Here is a 23,898-nt window from a genome sequence, read left to right as displayed (position 1 = left end):
TCCGTTTCGGTGGGCAACCCCGAAACGACAGGGCGAATCCGGTGTTTCCGGAGGGAGGGCCGCGCCATGATCGTCGCGCTGCTCAATCAGAAAGGTGGCGTCGGCAAGACCACGCTCGCTACCCACATCGCCGGCGAACTGGCAATGCGTGGATCGCACGTCATCCTGCTCGATGCTGACCCGCAAGGCTCGGCATTGGACTGGACGCAGCGACGCGCCCAGCAGGGCTTGCCACGGCTATTCAGCGCCGTGGGCCTCGCCCGCGAGACGCTGCACCAGGAAGCGCCGGAGCTTGCCCGTCGCGCCGATCACGTCGTCATCGACGGTCCGCCGCGCATCGCCGCCTTGGCGCGCTCTGCGCTGCTGGCGGCCGAGCGCGTGCTGATTCCCGTGCAGCCCAGCCCCTACGACCTGTGGGCCTCTGCCGAGATGGTGGCGCTGATCCGTGAAGCGCAGGTGTTCAGGCCTGCGTTGCGCGCGGCCTTCGTCGTCAATCGGCGCGTCAGCACCACCGTCATCGGCCGCGAGGCGCGCAGCGCGCTCGCCGACCAGCCGCTGCCCGCGCTGCGCGCGGACGTGCATCAGCGCATCGTGTTCGCCGACAGCGTGACCGCTGGCCGGCTCGCACGCGAGACGGCACCCGACAGCGCCGCCGCGCGCGAGATCGCCGCGTTGACCGACGAACTGCTGCGGTGGCCGACATGAGCCAGCGCAACGGCAAGCGCGTCGGCATCGGCGCGCGTCCGCCCGCGAACCCGCACGCCGAGGCGTGGGTTCGGCAGGGAGACGCCGATGCGCTCAACAAGGGCGACCTCTACACCGCGCGCCTGACCCTCGACGTCACGCCCGCGATGCGGGCGCGCATCAAGGTATCGGCCTTCATGCAAGGCGTGACCGTCGCCGAACTGCTGCGCGTATTGCTGGAACGCGAGTTCCCGGAGAAGACCTCATGAACGCATCTGCTCTGGCGGCCACGACTGCGCCGTCGCCATCGCTCGCGGTGCTCGCCGGTCAAGCCGGCATTGCGCCGCTGACGCGCGTTTCGCTCGCCTACGTTGAGCAGCGCATCGACGTGTATCTGCGCTTCGGCGAGCCGACCCGTACTATCCGGCTCGACCGCTGGCGTCGCGTTGCGGTGTTCCTGCCGGGCGCGCTGTTATGCCGCATCCGCTGGCAGGCGAACGACTACGGCACAATCCGCTGGCAGCTCATGGTGATGCAGGCTTGCGCGTCGCTGGACGCGGCGCAGCGCATCCCCGGCGTGCTGCCCGGCGCGCGCCTGCTGCTGCACGCCGAAGGCGAACCCGCCGTGCGCGCCGTGCTGGCGCAGCTCGACGCCATCGAGGCGCAGGGCATCGCGCCCGCGGACGTATCGCCGGCGTACTGGCGCACGCTCGGCAACCGGCTCGCTGCACGCTTGCCGGTTCCCGCGTACACCGCCGAGCGGCACGCCGCCTGGCTGGCCGGGAGGGCGCTGCCATGATAACCATTTCCCCATCCGGCACCGCGTCGCATCCTCGCTCGCACAGACGCGCTCGTACCGGCGTGGCAACACTGGCCGCTTGCGGCTTCGCTGCGCTGGCCTGGGCGTCCTTTGTGTCACCGCTGCCGCGCCTGACCTACAACCCGTCCGACAGCGTGGCGGTCGGCTGGTATCGCATCGACCCGCTCGACCATCGGGCCGGCTCGTTGCCACGTCCATTGACCGTGGACAGCATCGTGCTCGTCCCCTTGCCGGCCGAGGCCGCCGCACTTGCTGCGCAGCGCGGCTATCTGCCGACGCGCGTACCGCTGCTCAAGCGCATCGGTGCGGTCTCGCCGCAGGAGGTGTGCATCGCGGGCGGAATCGTCCGCATCGACGACGTGCCTTCGGCCACCGTGCTGAGTGTCGACCGGCTGGGCCGTCCGCTGCCATCGTGGCCGCAGTGCCGCCGCCTCGAACCGGGCGAACTGTTCCTGTTGAGCGTGACCAATCCTGCGTCGTTCGACAGCAGGTATTTCGGGCCGGTCGATGCATCCACCGTGATCGGTGTTGCGCATCCGGTCTGGCTGGAGACGCGTCAGTGATGGCCGCTGATTCGCTGCGCTTCATCGTGCCAGCCGGTGTGTCGTTCTGCTGGCCGTCGCGGTGTCATCGCGCGTGTCCTGCGAGTGCATCAGCACTGCACGTCGAGCGACATCCGGCGACGCTTTCCTCCGTGCAGGCATATCGCCTTGAACGCGCGCGGCCGAGGGCCGTGGCCGCGTTCCCCGGCGTGCTGGCTGCGAGTAGCGCAGCGCCTCCGGGCCGCCGATGCCCGGAGCGACAGCGCAGGGCAAAGGCGGAAGGCAAGATAAAAGGTCGCGGCACATGGCCGCTTGGAAACCTTGTCTGCACATGGGGGTGGCGCGGCACGCGCCAGAGAGCGGCAGCGTGCCGCGAAGGTGCGCAACGCTGCATCGGCGTTGGCGAAGCAGCGTGCTTCGTCCGCCGGACTACGACCGCCTTGGATGGAGCCGCTCCATGAGCAACCGTGACGATGACCATTTCCGCGTCCGGCCTGGTGCGCCGAAACAGCGCGGCGATGCCTACATCAACAAAGTACTGCGGCATGCCAACAAGGCCGGCACGAAGCTCGGCAAGACAGCCGGCAGGGTTGGTCAGCGGCCCGGTTCCCGATTAGGGCGCGGCCACGTTGCGGCTCGCTTCGCAGGGCAGGGACTTAGGGCGAATGCGCGGCGCGTCACGATCAAGGCCCGCCTGGTGAATCTGGCGAAGGCCGGGCCGCGCTCGACTGCCGCGCACCTGCGCTACATCGAGCGCGAAGGTGTCGATCGCCACGGCGGGCCGAGTCACGCCTACGGGGCGACGACCGACGATGCTGACATTGAAGCGTTCAAGGAGCACGGCGAAGGGGACCGCCACCAGTTCCGGTTCATCGTCTCGCCAGAGGATGCCGAACAGCTTGACGACCTGCGCACCTACACCCGACACCTGATGGCGCGTATGGAGGCCGACCTGGGCACGCGGCTGGAATGGGTCGCGGTCGATCACTGGAACACGGACAACCCGCACACGCACGTCGTCCTGCGCGGCAAGGATGACACCGGCAAAGACCTCATTATTTCCCGCGACTACATCGCCGAGGGAATGCGCCGGCGGGCGTCGGAGCTGGCGACAGAATGGCTGGGACCACGCACCGAGCTGGAGATGCAGCGCGCCATGCGGCGCGAAGTCGATCAGGAGCGGTGGACGGGCCTGGATCGCACCTTGCGGCGCGAGGCCGGCGACGATGGCCTGGTGCGGGTCCAAAACTTCGCCGAACCCCGACTGCAACGCCAGCGGCAAGTGCTGATCGGTCGCTTGCAATGCTTGCAGCGCATGGGCTTGGCGACTGAGCAGCAGCCTGGCGCATGGGTCGTTCATACCGAAGCCGAACCGACCCTGCGGGCGATGGGTGAGCGCGGCGACATCATCCGCACCATGCAACGGGCAATGAGCGGCAAGTCCCGCGAGCTGGCCGTGTTCGAGCCGGGCAACGACGGCCGCACGATTATCGGCCGGGTGGCCGGCAAGGGGCTGGCCGACGAGCTGTACGACAAGGCATACCTGATCGTCGATGGCACGGACGGCAAGGCGCACTACGTTGCGCTGCCGCCGCAGTCGGAACTGGAGCAGTACCCGACCGGCGCCGTGGTCGAAGTGAAAGGCGCGGCGGACGTGCGTACTGCAGACCGCAACATCGCCGCGCTGGCCGTCGATGGCGTGTATCGCACCGATCATCACCTGGCCGTAGCTCAAGGCCAAGCCAGGCCCGCTCGCGACCCGCGCGAAGTGGTGGCCGCCCATGTGCGCCGTCTCGAGGCCCTGCGCCGCGCCGGTATCGTGGAGCGCGAGGCCGAAGGTGTCTGGCGCGTCCCCGACGATCTGGCCGAGCGTGGCCGCCAGTACGACGCGCAGCGGCTCGGTGGCGGTGTGGGTGTGGATTTGAAATCGCACCTGTCTATCGAGCGGCAGGCGTGCGTGATCGGCGCCACCTGGCTCGACCAACAGTTGATCGGCGGCGGCAAGGGGTTGAGTGACCTAGGCTTTGGGGCCGAGGTCAAGGAGGCGTTGCGCCAACGCGCGGACTTCCTGGTCGAACAGGGGTTGGCCGAGCATCGCGGGCAGCGTGTTGTCCTCACTCGCAATCTGCTGACGACACTTCGAGGGCGCGAACTGGCGAAGGCTACGAAGGACATTGCCACCGAAACAGGGCTGGAGTACCGGCCTGCAGCCGACGGGCAGCGCTTGGTCGGCATCTACCGGCGTAGTGTCATGCTCGCCAGCGGGCGCTACGCGATGCTCGACGACGGTAGGAGCTTCTCGCTGGTGCCGTGGAAGCCAGTGATCGAACAGCGCCTAGGCCAACAGCTCGCCGCTATGGTGCTCCGCGATGGTGTGTCGTGGGAAGTCGGGCACCAACGCGGGCCTTCAGTAGGATGACGCCGCTATATTCGCACAAGCCTAACAGCTTGGGGCTCGCTCATCGACGCTGGTAGACAACCCCTTGAATCAAGACCTGATCGGGCTCCGGTTCCTCGTCAAAACGCTTATGCGCCTCGGCAATGGCGAGTTGGTTGTCGTTCGCCCAGTGGACCAGCGCCATGACAGGCGTCAACAGCGTTCTTCCCAAGTCAGTGAGGTCGTAATCGACGCGCGGGGGAATCGTCGGGTACATCGTGCGCGTGACCAGTCCGTCGCGTTCCAGTCCGCGCAAAGTCAGCGTCAGCATGCGCTGGGAAATGCCGTCGATGCCACGTTTCAATTCGTTGAAGCGCCGCGTGCCATTCGCCAGCATAGCGACGATGTAGAGGCTCCATTTGTCGCCGATGCGATCCAGGATTTCACGGGTCGCTAGACAGCCGCCGGTGTCAGGTGCAGGCATATCGGTAGGCGTCTCGATGTGACTAGGTGACATGCGTGTGCCTTCTTGTGGGGAAGCCGAAGGGACCATACCATCCTTTGTATAGATTGGTAAGTCAGAACCAACGAATTACTTGGTTCTTATTTTATACCTAGGATCCGTCATGAGCCACACCCTACTTGTTACTTCCAGTCCGCGCGGGGCCGACAGTCTTTCCACCCGCTTCGCCACCGAAATCGCCGAAGGCATCCAGGCCCGCTCGGGTGGCCCGCTGACCGTGCGCGACCTCGCCGCGAATCCGCCGCCGCACATCACGCCGGCCTACATCCAGGGCCGGATCACGTCGCCCGAAGACCGCACACCGGAACAGGTCGAGGCGGTGAAGGTCGCGCAAGAGTTGGTCGATGAGTTGAAGGTCGCCGATGTGATCGTGCTCGGTTCGGGCATGATCAACTTCGGTCCGTCCTCGCAGCTCAAGGCGTGGTTCGATCATGTCACCTGGCCGCGCGTCACCTTCGGCTACGGCGATACTGGGCCGAAGGGGCTGCTGACCGACAAGAAGGTCTATCTCGTTACCGCTACCGGCGGCGTGTTCTCGGAAGGTGCCTGGGCACCGTTCGACTTTCAGACCAACTATCTGCTGCATCTGCTCGGCTTCATCGGCCTGACCGACGTTGAAGTGGTGCGTGTCGAAGGCACGGTTTTGGGCCCCGATGCGGCGAAGGCCGCAATCGCCAACACCGAAACGGCCATCAAAGCCTTGTTGGCGAAGGCTGCGTGACATCATGACCCGGAAAAAAACCATCGCGCTGTTCGGTGCGACCGGGCCGACCGGAAGGCACATCATCGAGGAAGCCTTGAAGCATGGCTACAACCTGTCGGTCTATACGCGCGACGCAAAGAAACTCGCATCGTTCGCGGGAAGGGTAGAAATCGTTGTCGGTGATCTGCAAGACCGGAGCGCCATTGCGAAGTGCGTCCAAGGTGCTGATGCGGTCATTAGCGCCCTTGGTCCCAACAGTCTCAAGGTGCAGGGCGATAAGCCGATCAAGCACGGTTTAACCCACATCATCGCCGCGATGAAGCACGCAGGCGTGCGCCGTCTTATCCAGATTTCTACGGCTGCCTATCGCGATCCCAAGGATGGCTTTGCCTTCAAACCCCATGCGTTCGCGCTGTTGTTCAAGGTGATCGCGCGCAAGGGGTATGAGGACATCAAGGCGACTGGCGAACTGGTCGCCAATTCGGACCTGGACTGGACATTGGTGCGCATCCCGAACCTCAAGGATGGTCCCGCCGATGGCGGCGTGGACATGGGTTGGTATGGAAAGGCCAAACTCAGCATGAAGCTTTCAAGAGGCAATCTTGCGAAGTTCCTGGTTGACCAGGTGACCGACAGGAAGTTCGTGCGTGCGGCGCCAGGCATCGCTAACCATTGACCCAGGAACGTTTCGACAAGGTTCACGCCATGAGCGGATTCACCAATACCGATGTGCCCGATCAATCGGGAAAGACCTTTCTCGTCACCGGCGCCAACACCGGCATAGGCTTTGAAATAGCGAGCACGTTGGCGGCGCGGCGAGCAAGGGTACTTCTCGCGTGCCGTGACGAGGTCAAGGCACAAGCCGCTATTCGCAGGATTCGTCTGAAGACACCTGAAGCGAATCTCGCATTCCTGCCGCTTGACCTCGCAGACCTGGCGAGTGTGCGGAACGCAGCAAAACTGGCCGAACGGGAGCCACGCATCGACGTGCTCATCAATAATGCGGGCGTGCAAGGGCCGAAGCTGAAGCACACGGCGCAAGGCTTCGAACTGACGTTCGGCGTGAATCATCTTGGATGCTTTGCGCTTACCGCGTTCATGTTGCCCAAGCTCACGGAAACTTCCGGGTCGCGCATCGTTGTCACAAGCAGCGGTCTGCACAGGGGCGCGAAGATCGAGTGGGACGACCTTAATGCGGTGAAGGACTACAAGTGGATGCCTCGCTATGCAGCCAGCAAGCTTGCGAATCTACTTTTTATCTTTGAGCTGGATCGGCGACTGCGAATAGCGGGTATACCTGTTACGGCAGTGGCCTGCCATCCGGGCCTTGCTGGAACCAGCCTTGCGCGCGACAGCTGGTGGGGCAACGTCGTAATGTCACTGATCGGCCTGTTTTTCAACACGCCGGCTCAGGGCGCGTGGGGTGCATTGCAAGCGGCGACAGGACAAATAAAGTCCGGCGGCTATTACGGGCCAACGAAAACTTCCGAATTGCGCGGCCCCTCTGGCGAATGCACTCCGTCTCAGGACGCGCGAAATCCAGAACTCGCAAAACGACTTTGGGACATATCGGTTCAACTGACCGGAATCGATGCTGAACTATCCTCAAATTCATAGCGCGAAAGTCAGATTACGAGAGGATGGTTATGCAAATAGATCTCTATACTGAAATCACATGTCCGTGGTGCATCGTCGGACATCACCGGCTCGATAAAGTGCTGGCGGAGCGTTTTCCCGATCTGGTCGTTGATATCCGGCAGCATCCCGTCCTGCTTCTGCCCGATGCGCCCGCAAGTGGCCTCTATATTCCCGACTTGCTGCGTTCGCGCTACGGCATCACCGATCCGAAGGTCGCCTTCGCTCGCCCTGAGGGAGAGGCTCGCGCTTCGGGTTTCGACTTGGATCTTAGTCGCCAGCTCTGGGCCTATCCGACCAAGGCGGCTCATGCCGTGATTCTGGCAGCCGCTGGGCGTAAGACGCAGCATAGGCTCGCAGTTGCAATCACCGATGCCTACTTCATCGCGGCCAAGAACATCTCCGATGCGGATGTGCTGGCCGACATCGCTGCCGACTACGGTTTTGACCGCGAGCAGGCGCGTGCTATCGCACTTGATCCTGAACAGCACCGCCGCGTCGAGGAGGAAGCGGTCAAGTCGGCGGATACTGGTGTCCGTTCGGTTCCCCACTTTGTCTTTGGGGGAAGCGTTGCCATCAATGGGGGACGCAACGAAGACGAGATTGCTTCGGCAATACAAGCGGCTTCTGGCGCAATCTCTCTCTAACGCGGTTTCCCTCGTTCTAGTGATGTAGGGACGCGGCAAAATCTTATCTGCATGGAATTACGTCACCTGCGCTGTTTCCTTGCTGTTGCCGAGGAACTCCACTTTGCTCATGCGGCGGAGCGGTTGCATATTGAGCAATCGCCATTGTCACGCGCCATAAAGGAATTGGAAGAAGATTTGGGCGTTCAGCTTTTTGTTCGCACCACTCGAAGTACTCGACTCACTCGAGCGGGAAAGTTGTTTTTGGAGTATGTCCCCCGCATATTTACATCCATACAACAGGCAAGAGATAGCGTAAAAGCAGCGGTGAATGGATACCACGGCCAGTTGCGCGTCGCTCTGTCGGACGGGGTGACGCCTTCGCGCCTATCCGCTTTCTTGGCGGTTTGCCGCCAAGAGGAACCCGAAGTGGAAATACGGCTTTCACAGGTCTCGTTGGCACAGCAGATAAAAGGGCTTCACGATGACCTGTACGATGTGGGTTTCGCTCAATCCTACGAGGTGGGCGATGGCATAACCACCGTCCCTGTGTGGAGAGACCCACTCATGGTAATGGTGCCGGCGCGGCACCCGTTGTTGGCTTACAAGCGAATTCCACTTTTAGAAGTATTGCGCTATCCGTTGGTACTAGGCGACCCGCAAGCATGTGAAGGATATGTACGCCAAGTCGATAAGATTCTGCGGCAGGTGGATCGGGAGCCACTGATTGCCGAAAGGGTAGCCTCATACGAATTGATGCTAGCACTGGTGTCGGCGGGCTTTGCCTTGGGATTGGCGGGCGCTTCGCAAATCGCGACCTTCGCTGACCCAAACGTAGTGGCTCGGCCTCTGGCTGGTCGATCCCCCATGCTATCGACCTACTTGTTGCGTCTTGAAGCCGAACCATCTGAGACAATGACACGCTTCATCAAGCGAGTGCATATCATCAACGCGACCAACTGCAGTACGCCATCTTCTAGCGAAAAATCGGAGAAAATCGAGCCATGAAGAAGATCCCGCTTTTCCTTGTCGCGATGTTGGTGGCTTGAGGAAAATACGGACTAGGAGAGGTAGCGTCCTCATCTGGGCTAGCCAGGACGGTGGAGTCGCTTATAGGCTAACCCATAGCGATTGAAAGAGCTGCGCCAGAAATGCAAGCCGGATCGTGCCATATTGGGCGATGAGCTCTGCAACCGCGTGGCCGAGGTGACTAGTCGCCGCTTCATGGGTAACGGCAAAACGCCGTAAGCCAACCGAAGTTCTCATCGCACGCGCTGCGCCACGAATTTTCAGATTTTTCTCTCGACACGTTGCAATGTGCCTATGGTCGCTGTGTTTTCTTTTCACTCGACCTTACGCGAGATCTTGCTTTTTCCTAGACGGTTATCCCGATAACGGTCTTTGACCGGCACTGACCACAGCACCGATGCTCCTCGCTGCGCGGCGCGTTTTCGCTGCGTGAAGCAGGAGAAGGTCGGAGGCCAGCATGAACGGGACCAGTGTGCTGTTCGGCCAGATGCTGACGGTGTTCGGCATCGTGGTTGCGGGAACTTGGGGTGCTACCCAATGGACCGCCGCACACCTGGGCTACCAGCTACGCCTTGGCTCGCCCTGGTTCGACTGTCTTGGCATCCCGTTCTATCACCCGTGGCGACTGTTCGAGTGGTGGTACTGGTACGACGCCTATGCGCCGCGCCTGTTCCTCAAGGGCGGTGTCATCGCCGCTGCAAGTGGCGTTACCGCTGCGGGCGTCGCCATCGGCATGTCGGTATGGCGTGCCCGGCAATCGCGCCTCGTCACCACCTACGGCTCTGCACGCTGGGCCGACGCCCGCGACATCCGCAAGGCTGGCCTCACGCAACCGGCGGGCGTGTTTCTCGGCCTGCACGACGGCCAGTACCTACGGCATGAAGGTCCGGAACACGTCCTGACCTTCGCGCCCACGCGCTCCGGCAAAGGTGTGGGCCTCGTGATTCCCACGCTGTTGAGCTGGCCGGCGTCCGCCGTCATTCATGACATCAAGGGCGAGAACTGGGCGATCACTGCGGGTTGGCGCGCACGTTTCTCGCATTGCCTGCTATTCAATCCGACCGATCCGAAGTCGGCCGCGTACAACCCACTGCTCGAAGTCCGGCGCGGCGCGCATGAAGTGCGCGACGTGCAGAACATCGCGGATATCCTGGTCGATCCCGAGGGCGCGCTCGAACGCCGCAATCATTGGGAGAAGACGTCGCATGCGCTGCTGGTTGGCGCGATCCTGCATGTGCTCTACGCAGGCGAGGACAAGACGCTGCGCGGTGTCGCCAACTTCCTGTCCGATCCGGCATGTCCGTTCGAGTTGACGTTGCACCGAATGATGACGACGAAGCACCTGGGCGATGTGCCGCATCCCGTTGTCGCATCGGCTGCGCGCGAAGTGCTCAACAAGAGCGACAACGAGCGTTCGGGCGTGCTGTCCACGGCCATGTCGTTCCTCGGCCTGTACCGCGACCCCACCGTGGCCGAAGTTACCTCGCGATGCGACTGGCGCATCGCCGACCTGATTGCGTCCGAGCATCCCGTCTCGCTGTATCTGGTTGTGCCGCCGTCCGACATCAGCCGAACCAAGCCGCTGGTGCGCCTAATCCTCAACCAGATCGGCCGGCGTCTGACCGAATCACTCGACGGCAGCGACGGCATTGCACGCCGTCACAAGCTGCTGCTGATGCTCGACGAGTTTCCTGCGCTGGGTCGGCTCGACTTCTTCGAGACGGCACTGGCGTTCATGGCGGGCTACGGCATCCGTAGTTTTCTCATCGCGCAGTCACTCAACCAGATCGACAAAGCCTACGGCCAGAACCACTCGATCCTCGACAACTGTCATGTACGCGTGACGTTCGCCACCAACGACGAACGCACGGCAAAGCGTATTTCCGAAACGCTTGGCACCGCGACCGAGCTGCGAGCACAGCGCAATTACGCTGGCCACCGGCTCGCACCGTGGCTCGGGCATCTGATGGTCTCACGGCAGGAAACCGCACGGCCGCTGCTGACGCCGGGTGAGGTGATGCAGCTCCCGACCGATGACGCCGTGGTGATGGTGTCCAGCGTCGCGCCGATTAAGGCGAAGAAGCTGCGCTACTACACCGACGCCAATTTCAAGCGCCGTGTGCTGCCACCGCCCGCGCTCGCCATCGGGCGCTACGCCGATGCGCCGCCGATCCGCCCCGACGACTGGAGCCGGCTGGCGATTCCCACTGTACCGGCAGCGCCGATCGCCGCTGGCCTGATTGGCGCTGACACAGGCACGGCCGACGACGGCGGGCCGCGCAGGCAGCCGGAGTTATCCGAAGTCTCCGAATACAGCCCCGAGCAGCCGCCAGCCGACAGCGACCTTGCGCTGCTCGATGACGACGATCTGCCGTTGCCGCTCCCTCGCCAGTTCGACCCGGCCATGCAACGCACGGCCCGGCTGGCGTCCCTGGACCACGACGACGGACTCCAACTATGAGCCAGTACCGCCTCAACCTGTTCATCCCGCCCGAGCACGCCCGGCGTCTCGATGAGCTGGCGACGAAGAAAGGCGTATCGAAGTCGTCGATCGTCGCCGCGGCGCTCGCGTCCTGGCTTTCGCCTGATGCGGGCGACCAGCGCGAGGCGGCCATTGCCAAACGGCTCGACCGACTCTCGCGCCAGTTCGAGAAACTGGAGCGAGACCAGAACATCGAGATCGAGACGCTGGCGCTGTTCGTCCGCTACTTCCTCACGGTCAGCGCGCCGGTTCCCGAAGCACATCAGGATGCCGCTCGCGCGCAGGGCAAAGTGCGGTTCGAGCAGTTTGTCGAACAACTCGGCCGCCACCTGATGCGCGGGCGCAGTCTGGTGCGTGAGGTGGTGGAAGAGCTGAATCCCGACACCGCACGGCAGAACGACGCAGCAGCCCAGGTCGAAGCGCAGGAGCGTGCCTCATGAGCGCGCAGCTGCAGTCTTTTGCCACCACGTCGCTCGATCGGCGCATCCGCATGTTGCGCACGGCGATGGGGCCGCTGATCGCCGCCGCGCTCGAAGACCCGGACGTGGTGGAAATCATGCTCAATCCCGACCGTACGCTCTGGATTGATCGACTCTCGTCCGGCCGCGCGCCGATGGGCGCCGAGCTGGCCGAGGAAGACGGCGAACGCATCATCCGCCTGGTCGCCGCGCATGTCGGCGCAGAGGTACATCGCGGCCAGCCACTGCTGACGGCCGAATTACCGGAAACTGGCGAGCGATTCGAGGGCATCCTGCCGCCCGCAGCTCCTGGGCCGGCCTTCGCGCTGCGCAAGCGCGTGGTCGGCGTCATTCCGCTGGATCGCTACGTCGCCGACGGCATGATGACCGCCGAACAGGCTGCATTCTTGCGTGATGCGGTGCGCGAGCGGCTGAATATCCTCGTCGCCGGCGGCACCAGCACCGGCAAAACCACGCTCGCCAATGCCTTGCTCGCAGAGATTGCCGCCACCGGCGATCGCGTGCTGGTACTCGAAGACACCATCGAACTGCAATGCACGGCGCACGACCACGTACCTCTGCGCACGCGCGCGGGCGTCGTGTCGATGACTGAGCTGGTGCGCGCCACGATGCGCCTGCGGCCCGACCGCGTGATCGTCGGCGAGGTGCGCGGTGGCGAAGCGCTGGATCTCATCAAGGTGTGGGGCACCGGCCACCCTGGCGGCATTGCCACGATCCATGCCGGCTCCGCTTTGGGTGCGCTGCTGCGTCTCGAACAACTGATCCTCGAAGTTGCCGTGAATCCGCCGCGCGCGCTGATTGCCGAGGCGGTCAACGTCGTCATCCACATCGCCGGCCGTGGCCGGCGTCGTCGCATCGAGCGCATCGCCCGCGTGACCGGCTTCGATGCCGCCGGCTACCAGCTTTGCGACGCCTTGCCGCCGCCATCCCCATCCGTGCTTCCCTCTGGAGAACCCTCATGAGTCACGCCCACGTTTTGCGCTTTTCCGTAAATCCGCTTGCACGCCTTCGCAGCCTGGTCCAGCCCACGCGTCTGGGGCTGACGCTGTCTGTCGTGATGATCGCGCTGACCGGCACGGCCAAGGCCGCAGGCTCGAACATGCCGTGGGAAGCGCCGCTGCAATCCATTCTCGATTCGATCCAGGGGCCGGTCGCCAAGATCGTCGCGGTCATCATCATCATCGTGACCGGCCTCACGCTCGCGTTTGGCGACACCAGCGGCGGCTTCCGGCGCCTTATCCAGATTGTGTTCGGGCTGTCGATCGCCTTCGCCGCATCGAGCTTCTTCCTGTCGTTCTTCAGCTTCTCCGGCGGAGCTGTCGTATGAGCACGACGACCGACCTGCCGGGCTTCGAGGTGCCACTACATCGGTCGCTCACCGAACCGATCCTGATGGGCGGTGCGCCGCGCACCGTGGCGATTGCCAACGGCACGCTGGCCGCCGCCATCGGGCTGGGCCTGCAACTGTGGATTCCCGGCCTCGCGCTGTGGCTGATCGGCCATTCGCTCGCGGTGTGGGGCGCGAAGGTCGATCCGCAGTTCATGCAGGTCTTCGCGCGACACCTGAAACACAAGTCACTGCTGGACGTGTGAGGACCGGGGGAGACATTCGCATGTTGTACCTCGCCGAATACCGCCAGCGTCCCGCCATGCTCGCCGACTGGCTCCCGTGGGCCGGCCTCATCGCGCCCGGCGTGGTGCTGAACAAGGATGGCAGCTTCCAGCGCACGGCACGCTTTCGCGGGCCGGACCTCGACAGTGCCACACAGGGCGAACTGATCGCCACGACCGCGCGCCTGAACAACGCGCTGCGCCGCCTGGGATCGGGCTGGGCCCTATTCATCGACGCCGAGCGCCGACCTGCCGCCGACTATCCGCGCTCGGATTTTCCCGAGGCTCTGTCATGGCTCGTGGACGAGGAGCGCCGCGCCGCGTTCGAGCTGGCCGGCAGTCACTTCGAGAGTGGCTATCACCTGACGATGGTGTACCTGCCGCCGGAGGAATCCCGCGCACGCGCCGCAAAGCTTCTGTACGAGAACACGCCCACGTCCGGCGTGGACTGGCGAGAACGACTCGCGGCTTTCGTTGCCGAAACCGACCGTGTATTTGACCTGCTCGACGGCGTGATGCCGGAGATCGCCTGGCTGGACGACAGCGAGACGCTGACGTACCTGCACGCGGCCATCTCGACGCGGCGTTACCGCATCAATGTGCCGGAGGTGCCGTTTCATCTCGACGCGCTGCTGGCCGACTCGGCATTGATCGGCGGTCTTGCTCCCATGCTCGGGAATCAGCACCTGCGCGTCGTGACCGTGCGCGGCTTTCCGACCTCGACCTGGCCCGGTCTGCTCGATGACCTCAACCGCCTGGGTTTCGCCTATCGCTGGTCCACGCGCTTTCTGTGTCTGGACAAGGCCGAAGCCGAGAAGGAATTGACGCGGCTGCGCCGACAATGGTTCGCCAAGCGCAAGAACGTCATCGCACTGCTGCGCGAAACGATCTTCCAGCAGGAATCGCCGCTCGTCGATACCGACGCGAGCAACAAGGCGATGGATGCCGATGCCGCCCTGCAGGAACTCGGCAGCGATCAGGTGGCGTTTGGTTACGTGACGGCGACCGTGACAGTCATGGACGCGGATGCCGCAGTGGCCGACGAAAAACTGCGCAGGGTGGAGCGCACGATCCAGAGCCGGGGCTTCGTCACAATCCACGAAACCCTCAATGCGGTTGAAGCGTGGCTGTCGTCTCTTCCAGGGCACGCCTACGCCAATGTGCGTCAGCCGAGCATTTCCACATTGAACCTTGCGCACCTGATGCCGCTGTCGGCGGTATGGGCTGGGCCGGAGAAGAACAAGCACCTCGACGGTCCGCCGCTGATCGTCACGCGCACGGACGGCGATACGCCGTTCCGGCTGGTAACGCACATCGGCGACGTAGGCCATACGCTCGTGGTCGGCCCGACCGGCATGGGGAAATCGGTCCTACTTGCCACGCTGGCGATGCAGTTCCGGCGGTATCGCGGCTCGCACATCTTCGCCTTCGACATGGGGCGCTCAATGCGCGCCACGATCCACGGCCTTGGCGGGGAGCATTACGACCTCGGCTCCGATGGCACGATCGCGTTTCAGCCGCTCGCGCGCATCGACCGTGAGAGCTATCGCACCTGGGCGGCCGAATGGATTGAAGGCCGTCTATTGCATGAAGGCATTGCCGTCGGCCCCGATGAGAAGGCCGCCGTATGGTCGGCACTCGGCAGTCTCGCCGGTGCGCCCATCGAACAGCGCACGCTGACGGGTCTGTCCGTTCTGCTCCAGTCCAATGCGCTGCGCCAGGCGCTCGCGCCTTACGTGCTCGGTGGCGCGCACGGCCAACTGCTCGATGCCGACCATGACCGGCTCGGCAGCGCCGACGTGCAGGGCTTCGAGATGGAGGAACTGATGCCGAGCAAGGCGGCGGTGCTCGCCGTGCTCGGCTACCTGTTCGCGCGGTTCGACGAGCGGTTCGACGGTGCGCCGACGCTGCTGATCCTCGACGAGTCCTGGCTGTTCCTCGATGACCCGGTGTTCGCCGCACGCATCCGCCAGTGGCTCAAAACGTTACGCAAGAAGAACGTCAGCGTGATCTTCGCCACGCAGTCGCTCGCCGACATCAAGGATTCGAGCATCGCGCCCGCGATCATCGAGAGTTGCGCGAGCCGCATCTTCCTGCCGAACCCACAGGCGACCGAGCCGCAGATTCGCACTATCTACGAAGGCTTTGGCCTCAACAGCCGGCAGATCGAGATCGTCGCCACCGCCGAACCCAAGCGCGACTACTACTACCAGTCGCGTCTCGGCAATCGCCTGTTCGACCTCGACCTGGGGCCGGCCACGCTGGCATTCGTCGGCGCGTCCTCGCCGCAAGACCAGCGCGACATCGACCGCGTGCTGCTGAACGCCGGCACGCCCGGCTTCGCAGGTGCCTGGCTGCGTCATAGCGGTCTCGACTGGGCTGCGGACCTCATGCCTTCGTTCCTCACGCCATCGGAGATTCAGTCATGAAGAAGACCGGGCTAGCCGTCGTCACGGCCTTGTTGCTGTCAGTGTCGTCCACGAGCTTCGCACAGTGGGCGGTGTTCGACGCGGCCAACTTCTCGCAGAACCTGCTGACCGCTGCCCGCGAACTGCAACAGATCGACAACCAGATCCAGCAGTTGCAAAACGAATCGACGATGTTGGTCAATCAGGGCCGCAATCTCACGAGCCTGAACTTCAATTCGCTGTCGCAGTTGCTGTCCACGCTGGCGACGACGAACCAGTTGATTTCGCAGGCGCAGGGACTGACGTTCAACGTCGCGCAGTCGCAGGCAACATTCAACCGTCTGTATCCGTCGTCCTATGGCGCGAGCACGAGCAGCGCGCAGATGGTGCAGGACGCGCAGACGCGCTGGCAGACCTCAGTGCAGGCATTGCAGACCTCGACGCAGATGCAGTCGCAGGCCGCGCAAAACCTGCTGTCCGACCAGGGCGTACTGAGCAGCCTGGTAACGCAGAGTCAGGGCGCGGTCGGTGCCTTACAGGCGAGCCAGGCGACCAATCAGTTGCTCGCGCTGATCGCACGTCAGGCGATGCAGTCGCAGCAGCTCACCGTGTCGCAGCAGCGCGCCACGGCACTGGACCAGGCGCGTGCCGCGGCCGACGAGGCGCAGGCCCAGCAGGTCCGTACCCGCTTTATCGGCAGCGGCCCGCAATACACGCCGCAGTCGGTGAGCTTCTACGGGAACTGACGGCCATGCGCGGCGCACTGGTCCTGTCCATACTCGCCGTGCTGACCGCTTGCGGTAGGCATGAGCCGGTGTTGACGGTCGATGCACTCGCGCGCGATCCGCAGCAGCTTTACGCGCTACGTCATCGTTGTGTCGTTGCACACCCATCCACAGATAACGCCACATGCCGCCTGATGGACTCGGCGTATGCGCGGCGTTTCTTCCTCGGACTGGGCGGCGCCAACGAGTACCAGACGCTCGCCGAGCTGCCGCCGATCCCGGCGAGCTTCGAGGCGTCGCAAGGAGATCGGCCGTGAACGATCTGTCTGTCATCGACCAGTTCCTGGCCGTCTTCTCACAGTACATCGGCTCGGGATTTGGCCTTCTGCACGGCGAAGTCGCATACCTCTCGGCCACGCTGATTGTCATCGACATGACGCTCGCGGGCCTGTTCTGGGCGATGGGCGGCGAGGAAGTGCTGGCCAAGCTGATCCGCAAGACGCTCTATGTCGGTGCCTTCGCCTACATCATCGGCAACTTCAACTCGCTCGCGGGCATCGTGTTCCGCTCGTTCGTGGGCCTCGGCCTGCTCGCTACGGGTTCATCGTTGAGCATCGGCAATTTCCTGCAACCGGGACGCCTGGCCGCCGTCGGTGTTCAAGCCGGCCAGCCGATTCTGCAACAGGTCGGCACCATGTCCAACGGCATCACGGCGGTCTTCAGCAACATCGACATGATCGTGATTCTGCTGCTCGCCTGGGTCGTCGTCGTCATCAGCTTCTTCATCCTGGCCGTGCAGCTTTTCGTGACGCTGGTGGAGTTCAAGCTGACCACGCTCGCGGGCTTCGTGCTGGTGCCGTTCGCGCTCTGGAACAAGACCGCGTTTCTCGCCGAGAAGGTACTCGGCAACGTGGTGTCTTCCGGCATCAAGGTGTTGGTGCTCGCCGTAATCGTCGGCATTGGTTCGACGATCTGCGGGCAGTTCCAGACGCCGGCCGGCGCCGATCCCTCGCTGAATCACGCGCTCGCCATCATGCTCGCCTCGCTCACGATGCTGGGACTTGGCATCTTCGGACCGGGTATTGCGACCGGCCTGGTCTCCGGTGCACCGCAACTTGGCGCTGGCGCTGCCGCTGGCACAGCGCTCGGCGTCGCGGGTCTCGCTGTCGCTGGCGGCGCGGCCGTGGCGACGGGCGGCGCGGCAGTTGCCGCTGGCGCACGCCTCGCGGCGCGCGGTGCGGTCGGCACCGCACGCGCAGCCAGCGGTGCCGCATCGGCTTATCGAGCCGGTGCAACCGCGTCCGGTGCGACGGGCGCGCGTGCTTTCGGCGCTGGCGTTGCCAACGTCGCGCGCAGCGGCGCACAGGCCGCGGGGGAGCAGGTCGCGGCAGGTGCCCGTGCCGTGCGCGACCGCGTAGCACCTGCTGCCGGCACAAGCACAGGCACATCGTCCACGTCACCCGAAGCCGCAGACAAGACATCCACGTCGTCAGCGACTGCCGATAACGCACCGCCGATATCCACTGGCAAGCCGCCCGACTGGGCGCAGCGCCTGCAACGCCGCCAGCACATCGCGCATGGCGCTTCGACGGCGGCGCATGTCGTGCGCTCGGCCGATCACGGCGGCGGCGGGGCCGCGCCGGACATCAACGATTCCTCGAACGAGTAAGGGAGGCGAACCATGCGCTTCACACGACCCGGTGTGCGCTACAGCGAATCACCTGCGCCTGCCACGCCTTATCAGGCCGCCGCGCAGGTATGGGACGAACGCCTCGGCAGCGCGCGCGTGCAGGCGAAGAACTGGCGGTTGATGGCCTTCGGCTGCCTGGGCCTCGCGCTGCTGATGGCCGCGGGCCTTGTATGGCAATCCGGCCAGTCGCGCGTCACGCCCTACGTGGTCGAGGTGGATCACGCCGGACAGGTCCGCGCGGTCGGTGCAGCCGTCACACCGTACAGACCAACCGATGCACAGATCGCGTACCACCTGGCGCGCTTTATTACCGACGTGCGTTCGCTGTCGATTGACCCGGTGGTCGTGCGCCAGAACTGGCTCGAAGCCTATGGCTACACCACTGATCGGGGCGCGGCGACGTTGAACGACTACGCCCGCGCGCACGACCCATTCGCTCATGTCGGGCAGGACTCCGCCTCGGTGGACGTAACCAGCGTGGTGCGCGTCAGCGATGCCTCGTTCCAGGTGCGCTGGACCGAACAGCACTTCAACGGCGGCACACCCACTGGCACTGAGCAGTGGACGGCGATGCTCACGCTCGTCATGCAAACCCCGCGCACCGAACAACAGGTGCGCCGCAATCCCCTTGGTATCTACATCAATGGACTGTCCTGGAGCCGTGACCTGGACGCGCCGGAAGGAGCGAAGAAGCCATGAAACCGTCGATCACCACGATTGCCTTCCTCTGCCTCCTGGGCAGCCTCGCCGGCTGCGCCACACAAGGCAAGCCGCCGCCCGCGATCTCTCTGGACGAGTCGGTCAAGGCACAGCCGCTGCCCGAGCCACCCAAGCCGGTCACGATTGTGGAAGTGCCGAAACCCTTGCCGTTGCCGGACCAGATGAAGCCGTTGCCGGGTGCCGCTGATGCAAAGGCGGCATCGGAGCCGACTGACGCGAAGGCCCGTGTCGAACGGGCCAATGCCGAGGCCAGTGTGGTGCCGACACGCGAGGGCTACATCAACGCGATCCAGGTCTGGCCGTTCTCCGATGGCGCGCTGTATCAGGTCTATACCAGCCCTGGCCGCGTGACGGTCATCAGCTTGCAGCCGGCCGAAGAACTGGTGACGGTCGCCGCTGGCGATACCGTGCAGTGGATCGTGGGCGATACCGCGAGCGGCAGCGGCACGAGTCGGCGCGTGGCCGTCATGGTCAAGCCTGTGCGCGCGGGCATCAAAACAAACCTCGTCATCACCACAAACCGGCGCACCTATCTGCTCGAACTCACGTCCACCGAGAAGGCATGGATGGCATCGGTATCGTGGGAGTATCCGAAGGACCAGATGCTGGCCTTGCAGGCCCAGGCACAGGCCGCCGATGCGGTCGCGCCTGCGGCCGATGGCCTGTCGCTCGACCAGTTGCATTTCCGCTATGCGATCACGGGCGACAGCCCGCCGTGGAAACCTGTGCGTGCGTTCGACGACGGGCAGCATGTCTATATCCAGTTTCCCGCCGGCATCGCACAGGGCGAATTGCCGCCGCTGTTCGTGGTCGGGCCGGATGGCAAGGGCGAACTGGTGAACTACCGTTTCCATGCGCCTTACGACATCGTGGATCGCCTGTTCGGTGCGGCCGAGCTGCGCCTGGGCGGTGACAAGGCTGCTGTGGTACGCATCGAGCGTACTGATGGCATCGATGCGGGAGCCGGTCATGGGCACGACTGACCACGAGGCCCAGCTCGCGCCGAAGGTGGCCCCGGAGGGTGTCGCGTTACGCGCTGCACCGCACGCGGTCACGCGGCTCAATCGCCGCACGCTGGCCGTCTCGGCCGCGCTGCTCGCGGTCGCCGTGGCCGGCGCGTCGATGTGGGCGCTGCAATCAAAGCGCCGGAGCGGTTTGGGCGACCAGACGAACCTCTACAACGTCGATCGGATCGCAAAGGCCGACGACCTCGACCAGTTGCCGGCTGACTACTCGAAGGTGCCGGCGAAACCCGGGCCGGCGTCGCCGGCCAGCGTGCCGCAGCTTGGGCCGCCGTTGCCCGGCGACTGGGGCGCGGCGTCGGCCATGCCGCCTCTGCCGGGTGGCAACGTCAATCCGGGGCCATCGGCCGAAAACATCGACCGGCAGCGCCTGGCCGATGAGATTGCACGGTCGGCAGTGTTCTTCCGCACCAGCAGCGATACCGGCAAGCCCGGCGCGGCTTTCGAGTCGGCGGGCGCTATGCCGACAATGAATGCTGGGGCCGGCGCATTCAATCCAATGGGGGGCGGGCCGGCATCCACGGCCGCGCAGCCCAACGATCCGACGGCGATCCAGAATCGGCAGGACCAGAAGGAAGCATTCATGGGCAAGGACGGCGATGCCGCGATCAGTAACACGGGCAGCTTGCAGGCGCCGGCCTCGCCGTACACGGTGATGGCCGGCACGATCATTCCGGCCGCGCTGGTGACGGGCATCAATTCCGACCTGCCGGGAGAGATCATCGCCGAGGTCACGCAGCCCGTGTATGACTCTGCAACCGGCCACTATCTGCTGATTCCACAGGGTTCGCGCCTGATCGGCCGTTACGACAGCCAGGTGGCGTTCGGGCAGCAACGAGTGCTACTGGTATGGCTGCGCCTGGTGTTGCCTGATGCCTCGTCGATCGCGCTCGACAAGTTGCCCGGCATCGACCCAGCCGGTTATGCCGGCCTGGAGGACGGTGTGGACTGGCATTGGGGCCGCATTCTGACGGGGGCCGTGCTGTCCACGATGCTCGGCGTCGGCTCCGAGCTGGCCGTCTCGAATCAGGGCAGCGCCAACGGCAATACGGTTATCGCGTTGCGGGATAGCTCGCAGGACACGGCCAATCAGGTCGGCCAGGAAATCACGCGCCGCGACCTGAGCATCCAGCCGACGCTGACGGTACGACCGGGGTTTCAGGTCAACGTGATGGTGAACAAGGATCTGGTGCTGCGGCCGTACCAGCCGCTCTTTGTTCAGCGGAGATCGATGCAATGAGCACAACACGCAAGCTGCGGCTAGGGCCGTTGCCCGATACCCAGATCGTCAAACTGACTTTTACGTGCTCGGCCAGTCTCAAGGCCGACCTCGACCGTTACGCCGCGCTGCACGCGCAAACCCATGGCGAGGCGGTTGATGCCCTGACGCTGATTCCCCACATGCTGCAGGCGTTCATGGCAGGGGATAGGGCATTTAAAAGGAGAGGTCAGCACTAGGACTACATTGTATCCGCCGGCCCGGTCGCGATCGGCGCTCAGAACTTCCACTTGGGTCATGGCTCAAATTCCATGACGGGCGCCGGAGGCCTCTCCTCCAGTCTTCAACCCGTCATGGCAAAGCCGTCCGTCCTCTCACTCTAAAAGAGGCGTTGCGAGGTCTCCCGCAGAAGGGGCGGCTGAGACCAAAGGCTCGGCCGCAGGGGAAGGCGTTCCCCTCGAAGTAACATAGGTAAGAGTTACGCGGCCAACTGTCCGTGCCGTTCAAGGAGCCGCATCAGAACGGCATTCGCGTGCGTGAAGTTCGAGCGCTGACCCTGAAGCTGGTAAGCCCATTTGGCGCCATGGAAGAGATTGTTGCGGAAGCGCCAGACAATCATCAGCACCGTCAGGAGCCGGTCGCGTGGGTCGTCGTTGCTTCCGTCGAGCACCGACTGGACCACAGCGGGCTGGTCGGCGGGCCGCAGGTGGAGATGCTCAAAGTGGTGGGTGAGGGCGCCGTTGGCGAAATAGCGCTCCCGGAAATAGGCCAACTCTGCCGCGTACTCGTCCGCATCAAGCGTGCCGGCATCACGCAATTCGTCGACCTTTGTGCAGATCAGGTCGGCTCGCGCGAAGTTGCCCATCACCTGCGCCTCGAAGAGACTCCACAGGAAGGTGAAATTGAAGATTGCGGTGCGATCCGCATCGGGCAGCGCCTGAAATCCTGGGGCCTTCGCCAACAGCCACTGCATACTCATTCTGTGCCTTCTCCTAGGCGGCTACCGCCAATCACTCCACGTCCTCAGATGTATTGGATGCTTCCGAGGTGTCTCCCTGTGGCGTCAATGTGATGTTCCTCGGGTCGATGAGGAGCTTCAGATCGCAAGCGGCCGCTTGGTCCATTCCGTATTCTTCAAGGTCGTCCACCTTGGGCCGAACGTCGAGGGCTTCGAAGCCCGTCGACCGATATCCCCATTCCGGATCGTCGGTTTTCTCGAAGAAGACCTTGGCGCTAAAGGTTATGCTCGTGTCGGCAAACGACGTGCTGTTGAAATACAGCCCTTCTGGCAGTGATGACGAATCTTCGATCTCAAGGTTCTGGAACTCGAAACGGGCCAGCGATTTCGGCTTGAGCAGGATGTCCACGGCCATGCGTGCTTCATTGGACTGCCAGAACGCATCGAACTTGAATTTGGCGGTAGAGCGGATGCCTGCGTTGGCGAGCAGGCGCAGCCAACCATCCATAAACTCAGAGATAACAGGCAACTCCTCAAGGTACGGTCCGGTGACGGGCTGATTGACCGGGAAGGTAATCGTTGGAATCCGGTCGTTCCCGGCGATCGTCAGCGTCGCTCGCCCGGTTGCCATGAGCGTGAGCGCGCGAAGCAGCTCCGCCCACTCCTCCATGGTGTGCTCCATGTCATCGATCGAACCGACGCTTTCGAACTTAAGCGCCGGCGGTGTCAGCCGGATGATGAAGTCTGAAGTGCGGACGAGAAGTTCTGCGCCCTGCGGCTCGGCCATTGGCGGGCCAATGAACATTTCGCCGTCGAATCGCGCCGCTTGCCCGAAGCCGGGGCCACGGACCGAAATCTCGCATGAACCCAGTGTAGGCGGCGTAAGACGTAACTCCTCGAGGTCGTCGAACAGCATGCCTTGGTAGGGAAGACGTATGCCGAACCTGCTGTCGAATACCCGAAGCCGGTGCGGCTTCAAGGGCGCGAGACCAAGCAACAGGTTGCTCAAATGCTCCGGGCCCTCGATCTCGATGAGCGCCTCGGCCTCAAATTGGCCATTCTCATAGCCAAGTTCAGCGAGCTGCCGTTGCTTCTCGATGGTATAGGCGCCCGGGTCTTCACCACAGGCCGTACTCAGGGCCGCCAACAAGCCGGTGGGAGTCGGCTCGAAGCGCACCCCGACTTTCTCATAATCGTAGCTGATGTCGGTGTGGTTGATGTCGTGGGCCTTGCGGGCCTCCGCCGTTCGCAATCGCCTGAGAACGCGCGCAAGCTCACTGCCGATGAGGTGGACAAGATAACCGGACTGAAGTTCGCCATCAGCTCGCAGGCGAAACACGACGATGAGCGCCGGCCGAGGGTCCTTGGCCAAGCGGTCGATGGCGGACAGGCTGAGGCGGATTCGATTTCCGGCGCGGCCAAGCGTCGATTTCAACTGGACCCGGGTGGCATTGGTCGGACGTTGATCGAGAGGGGTAGTCTGGCCGGCCGGCGCCATCGGGAACTCTACGATGAAATCCCAACCCATCACATCGACGACGCTTTTGTTGCAATAGAGGCCCGCGCGCTCGCAGAGCACTTCGAAGTGGCGTTCGCCGATGCGGCCAATGCGATCGGGATCTAGTTCGCTTTCCATCTCGTCGAG

The 23,898-nt window shown here is 63.7% G+C and carries 26 protein-coding genes and 1 pseudogene; 24 read left to right on the top strand and 3 right to left on the bottom strand.

Annotated features, from left to right (window positions below):
- Window positions 1–66 precede the first annotated feature (66 nt).
- From parA to bpln_RS11905, 5 genes are all read left to right on the top strand, one after another.
- Window positions 67–705 carry a ParA family partition ATPase gene (parA, locus tag bpln_RS11925; protein WP_055138904.1) on the top strand — a complete coding sequence of 213 codons (639 nt, stop codon included), beginning with the start codon at window positions 67–69 and terminating at the stop codon, window positions 703–705.
- Complete coding sequence (locus bpln_RS11920) at window positions 702–953, top strand: hypothetical protein (RefSeq protein WP_034196465.1); 252 nt, start codon at window positions 702–704, stop codon at window positions 951–953. Before parA ends, bpln_RS11920 begins: the two co-directional genes overlap by 4 nt.
- The gene (locus tag bpln_RS11915) at window positions 950–1,483 is read left to right on the top strand and encodes a DUF2840 domain-containing protein (protein WP_055138903.1); all 534 of its coding nucleotides are present in this window, start codon (window positions 950–952) and stop codon (window positions 1,481–1,483) included. The genes bpln_RS11920 and bpln_RS11915 overlap by 4 nt, the downstream gene beginning before the upstream one ends.
- Window positions 1,480–2,067 carry a S26 family signal peptidase gene (locus bpln_RS11910; protein ID WP_027806979.1) on the top strand — a complete coding sequence of 196 codons (588 nt, stop codon included), beginning with the start codon at window positions 1,480–1,482 and terminating at the stop codon, window positions 2,065–2,067. The genes bpln_RS11915 and bpln_RS11910 overlap by 4 nt, the downstream gene beginning before the upstream one ends.
- A gap of 436 nt (window positions 2,068–2,503) precedes the next feature.
- Window positions 2,504–4,465: a relaxase/mobilization nuclease and DUF3363 domain-containing protein gene (locus bpln_RS11905; RefSeq protein WP_055138902.1), complete on the top strand. Its 1,962-nt coding sequence runs from the start codon at window positions 2,504–2,506 to the stop codon at window positions 4,463–4,465.
- A 40-nt stretch (window positions 4,466–4,505) separates the two neighbouring features.
- On the opposite strand, the gene bpln_RS11900 is transcribed toward bpln_RS11905, so the two are convergent.
- Window positions 4,506–4,940 carry a winged helix-turn-helix transcriptional regulator gene (locus bpln_RS11900; RefSeq protein ID WP_027806981.1) on the bottom strand — a complete coding sequence of 145 codons (435 nt, stop codon included), beginning with the start codon at window positions 4,938–4,940 and terminating at the stop codon, window positions 4,506–4,508.
- Window positions 4,941–5,049: 109 nt separating this feature from the next.
- Here bpln_RS11900 and bpln_RS11895 point away from each other — a divergent pair, with 109 nt between their 5' ends.
- The 19 genes and pseudogenes from bpln_RS11895 (at window position 5,050) to bpln_RS11820 (ending at window position 21,534) form a co-directional block, all read left to right on the top strand.
- Entirely contained in the window at window positions 5,050–5,667 is a 618-nt protein-coding gene (locus tag bpln_RS11895; RefSeq protein WP_055138901.1) for an FMN-dependent NADH-azoreductase, read from the top strand.
- Window positions 5,668–5,671: 4 nt separating this feature from the next.
- Entirely contained in the window at window positions 5,672–6,325 is a 654-nt protein-coding gene (locus bpln_RS11890; RefSeq protein ID WP_027806983.1) for an SDR family oxidoreductase, read from the top strand.
- Between the two features lie 29 nt (window positions 6,326–6,354).
- The gene (locus bpln_RS33960) at window positions 6,355–7,266 is read left to right on the top strand and encodes an oxidoreductase (RefSeq protein WP_082465272.1); all 912 of its coding nucleotides are present in this window, start codon (window positions 6,355–6,357) and stop codon (window positions 7,264–7,266) included.
- Window positions 7,267–7,295: 29 nt separating this feature from the next.
- Window positions 7,296–7,931 carry a DsbA family oxidoreductase gene (locus bpln_RS33955; RefSeq protein WP_244131923.1) on the top strand — a complete coding sequence of 212 codons (636 nt, stop codon included), beginning with the start codon at window positions 7,296–7,298 and terminating at the stop codon, window positions 7,929–7,931.
- A 51-nt stretch (window positions 7,932–7,982) separates the two neighbouring features.
- Entirely contained in the window at window positions 7,983–8,918 is a 936-nt protein-coding gene (locus tag bpln_RS33950) for a LysR family transcriptional regulator (protein ID WP_080289154.1), read from the top strand.
- Window positions 8,919–9,038: 120 nt separating this feature from the next.
- Window positions 9,039–9,158 (top strand): annotated as a pseudogene (locus bpln_RS38380) (entry exclusion lipoprotein TrbK); the annotation flags it as partial.
- Window positions 9,159–9,396: 238 nt separating this feature from the next.
- Window positions 9,397–11,400: a conjugal transfer protein TraG gene (locus tag bpln_RS11880; RefSeq protein ID WP_055138900.1), complete on the top strand. Its 2,004-nt coding sequence runs from the start codon at window positions 9,397–9,399 to the stop codon at window positions 11,398–11,400.
- On the top strand, window positions 11,397–11,861 hold the full coding sequence (locus tag bpln_RS11875) for a CopG family transcriptional regulator (RefSeq protein WP_027806987.1): 465 nt from the start codon (window positions 11,397–11,399) through the stop codon (window positions 11,859–11,861). Before bpln_RS11880 ends, bpln_RS11875 begins: the two co-directional genes overlap by 4 nt.
- Complete coding sequence (gene trbB, locus bpln_RS11870) at window positions 11,858–12,862, top strand: P-type conjugative transfer ATPase TrbB (RefSeq protein WP_055138899.1); 1,005 nt, start codon at window positions 11,858–11,860, stop codon at window positions 12,860–12,862. The genes bpln_RS11875 and trbB overlap by 4 nt, the downstream gene beginning before the upstream one ends.
- Entirely contained in the window at window positions 12,859–13,227 is a 369-nt protein-coding gene (locus bpln_RS11865; RefSeq protein ID WP_027806989.1) for a TrbC/VirB2 family type IV secretion system protein, read from the top strand. Before trbB ends, bpln_RS11865 begins: the two co-directional genes overlap by 4 nt.
- On the top strand, window positions 13,224–13,493 hold the full coding sequence (locus bpln_RS11860; protein ID WP_027806990.1) for a VirB3 family type IV secretion system protein: 270 nt from the start codon (window positions 13,224–13,226) through the stop codon (window positions 13,491–13,493). The genes bpln_RS11865 and bpln_RS11860 overlap by 4 nt, the downstream gene beginning before the upstream one ends.
- Window positions 13,494–13,513: 20 nt before the next feature.
- On the top strand, window positions 13,514–15,940 hold the full coding sequence (trbE, locus tag bpln_RS11855; protein WP_027806991.1) for a conjugal transfer protein TrbE: 2,427 nt from the start codon (window positions 13,514–13,516) through the stop codon (window positions 15,938–15,940).
- The gene (gene trbJ, locus bpln_RS11850) at window positions 15,937–16,665 is read left to right on the top strand and encodes a P-type conjugative transfer protein TrbJ (protein WP_055138898.1); all 729 of its coding nucleotides are present in this window, start codon (window positions 15,937–15,939) and stop codon (window positions 16,663–16,665) included. The genes trbE and trbJ overlap by 4 nt, the downstream gene beginning before the upstream one ends.
- 5 nt (window positions 16,666–16,670) lie before the next feature.
- Window positions 16,671–16,961 (top strand): hypothetical protein, encoded by a 291-nt coding sequence (locus bpln_RS11845; protein ID WP_027806993.1) that lies wholly within the window; start codon window positions 16,671–16,673, stop codon window positions 16,959–16,961.
- Window positions 16,958–18,313, top strand: coding sequence for a P-type conjugative transfer protein TrbL (gene trbL, locus bpln_RS11840; protein WP_055138897.1), 1,356 nt, complete (start codon window positions 16,958–16,960; stop codon window positions 18,311–18,313). The genes bpln_RS11845 and trbL overlap by 4 nt, the downstream gene beginning before the upstream one ends.
- Window positions 18,314–18,325: 12 nt before the next feature.
- Window positions 18,326–19,033 (top strand): conjugal transfer protein TrbF, encoded by a 708-nt coding sequence (gene trbF, locus bpln_RS11835; protein WP_027806995.1) that lies wholly within the window; start codon window positions 18,326–18,328, stop codon window positions 19,031–19,033.
- Window positions 19,030–20,037 carry a P-type conjugative transfer protein TrbG gene (gene trbG, locus bpln_RS11830; RefSeq protein WP_051656996.1) on the top strand — a complete coding sequence of 336 codons (1,008 nt, stop codon included), beginning with the start codon at window positions 19,030–19,032 and terminating at the stop codon, window positions 20,035–20,037. The genes trbF and trbG overlap by 4 nt, the downstream gene beginning before the upstream one ends.
- Window positions 20,024–21,316, top strand: coding sequence for a TraB/TrbI/VirB10 family type IV secretion system protein (locus tag bpln_RS11825; RefSeq protein ID WP_148654008.1), 1,293 nt, complete (start codon window positions 20,024–20,026; stop codon window positions 21,314–21,316). The genes trbG and bpln_RS11825 overlap by 14 nt, the downstream gene beginning before the upstream one ends.
- The gene (locus tag bpln_RS11820) at window positions 21,313–21,534 is read left to right on the top strand and encodes a DUF2274 domain-containing protein (RefSeq protein ID WP_027806998.1); all 222 of its coding nucleotides are present in this window, start codon (window positions 21,313–21,315) and stop codon (window positions 21,532–21,534) included. Before bpln_RS11825 ends, bpln_RS11820 begins: the two co-directional genes overlap by 4 nt.
- Before the next feature lie 239 nt (window positions 21,535–21,773).
- Here the strand turns inward: bpln_RS11820 and bpln_RS11815 are convergent, their stop codons facing one another.
- The gene (locus bpln_RS11815; protein ID WP_208453461.1) at window positions 21,774–22,274 is read right to left on the bottom strand and encodes a hypothetical protein; all 501 of its coding nucleotides are present in this window, start codon (window positions 22,272–22,274) and stop codon (window positions 21,774–21,776) included.
- Window positions 22,275–22,305: 31 nt separating this feature from the next.
- Window positions 22,306–23,889, bottom strand: coding sequence for a hypothetical protein (locus bpln_RS11810; RefSeq protein ID WP_148654007.1), 1,584 nt, complete (start codon window positions 23,887–23,889; stop codon window positions 22,306–22,308).
- Window positions 23,890–23,898 lie beyond the last annotated feature (9 nt).

The sequence above is a fragment of the Burkholderia plantarii genome (assembly GCF_001411805.1).
In the GTDB taxonomy this organism is placed as follows: Bacteria; Pseudomonadota; Gammaproteobacteria; order Burkholderiales; family Burkholderiaceae; genus Burkholderia; species Burkholderia plantarii.
This window is presented reverse-complemented; position numbering and strand designations above follow the sequence as displayed.

Coding starts and splice junctions, on each gene's coding strand:
- bpln_RS11815 (WP_208453461.1), bottom strand. CDS start 22,274: ATGAGTATGCAGTGGCTGTTGGCGAAGGCCCCAGGATTTCAGGCGCTG.
- trbB (WP_055138899.1), top strand. CDS start 11,858: ATGAGCGCGCAGCTGCAGTCTTTTGCCACCACGTCGCTCGATCGGCGC.
- bpln_RS11900 (WP_027806981.1), bottom strand. CDS start 4,940: ATGTCACCTAGTCACATCGAGACGCCTACCGATATGCCTGCACCTGAC.
- trbE (WP_027806991.1), top strand. CDS start 13,514: ATGTTGTACCTCGCCGAATACCGCCAGCGTCCCGCCATGCTCGCCGAC.
- trbF (WP_027806995.1), top strand. CDS start 18,326: ATGCGCTTCACACGACCCGGTGTGCGCTACAGCGAATCACCTGCGCCT.
- trbG (WP_051656996.1), top strand. CDS start 19,030: ATGAAACCGTCGATCACCACGATTGCCTTCCTCTGCCTCCTGGGCAGC.
- bpln_RS11905 (WP_055138902.1), top strand. CDS start 2,504: ATGAGCAACCGTGACGATGACCATTTCCGCGTCCGGCCTGGTGCGCCG.
- bpln_RS11910 (WP_027806979.1), top strand. CDS start 1,480: ATGATAACCATTTCCCCATCCGGCACCGCGTCGCATCCTCGCTCGCAC.
- trbJ (WP_055138898.1), top strand. CDS start 15,937: ATGAAGAAGACCGGGCTAGCCGTCGTCACGGCCTTGTTGCTGTCAGTG.
- bpln_RS11820 (WP_027806998.1), top strand. CDS start 21,313: ATGAGCACAACACGCAAGCTGCGGCTAGGGCCGTTGCCCGATACCCAG.
- bpln_RS11915 (WP_055138903.1), top strand. CDS start 950: ATGAACGCATCTGCTCTGGCGGCCACGACTGCGCCGTCGCCATCGCTC.
- parA (WP_055138904.1), top strand. CDS start 67: ATGATCGTCGCGCTGCTCAATCAGAAAGGTGGCGTCGGCAAGACCACG.
- bpln_RS11825 (WP_148654008.1), top strand. CDS start 20,024: ATGGGCACGACTGACCACGAGGCCCAGCTCGCGCCGAAGGTGGCCCCG.
- bpln_RS11860 (WP_027806990.1), top strand. CDS start 13,224: ATGAGCACGACGACCGACCTGCCGGGCTTCGAGGTGCCACTACATCGG.
- bpln_RS33960 (WP_082465272.1), top strand. CDS start 6,355: ATGAGCGGATTCACCAATACCGATGTGCCCGATCAATCGGGAAAGACC.
- bpln_RS11920 (WP_034196465.1), top strand. CDS start 702: ATGAGCCAGCGCAACGGCAAGCGCGTCGGCATCGGCGCGCGTCCGCCC.
- bpln_RS33950 (WP_080289154.1), top strand. CDS start 7,983: ATGGAATTACGTCACCTGCGCTGTTTCCTTGCTGTTGCCGAGGAACTC.
- bpln_RS11895 (WP_055138901.1), top strand. CDS start 5,050: ATGAGCCACACCCTACTTGTTACTTCCAGTCCGCGCGGGGCCGACAGT.
- bpln_RS11880 (WP_055138900.1), top strand. CDS start 9,397: ATGAACGGGACCAGTGTGCTGTTCGGCCAGATGCTGACGGTGTTCGGC.
- bpln_RS11890 (WP_027806983.1), top strand. CDS start 5,672: ATGACCCGGAAAAAAACCATCGCGCTGTTCGGTGCGACCGGGCCGACC.
- bpln_RS11875 (WP_027806987.1), top strand. CDS start 11,397: ATGAGCCAGTACCGCCTCAACCTGTTCATCCCGCCCGAGCACGCCCGG.
- bpln_RS11845 (WP_027806993.1), top strand. CDS start 16,671: ATGCGCGGCGCACTGGTCCTGTCCATACTCGCCGTGCTGACCGCTTGC.
- bpln_RS11865 (WP_027806989.1), top strand. CDS start 12,859: ATGAGTCACGCCCACGTTTTGCGCTTTTCCGTAAATCCGCTTGCACGC.
- bpln_RS33955 (WP_244131923.1), top strand. CDS start 7,296: ATGCAAATAGATCTCTATACTGAAATCACATGTCCGTGGTGCATCGTC.
- bpln_RS11810 (WP_148654007.1), bottom strand. CDS start 23,889: ATGGAAAGCGAACTAGATCCCGATCGCATTGGCCGCATCGGCGAACGC.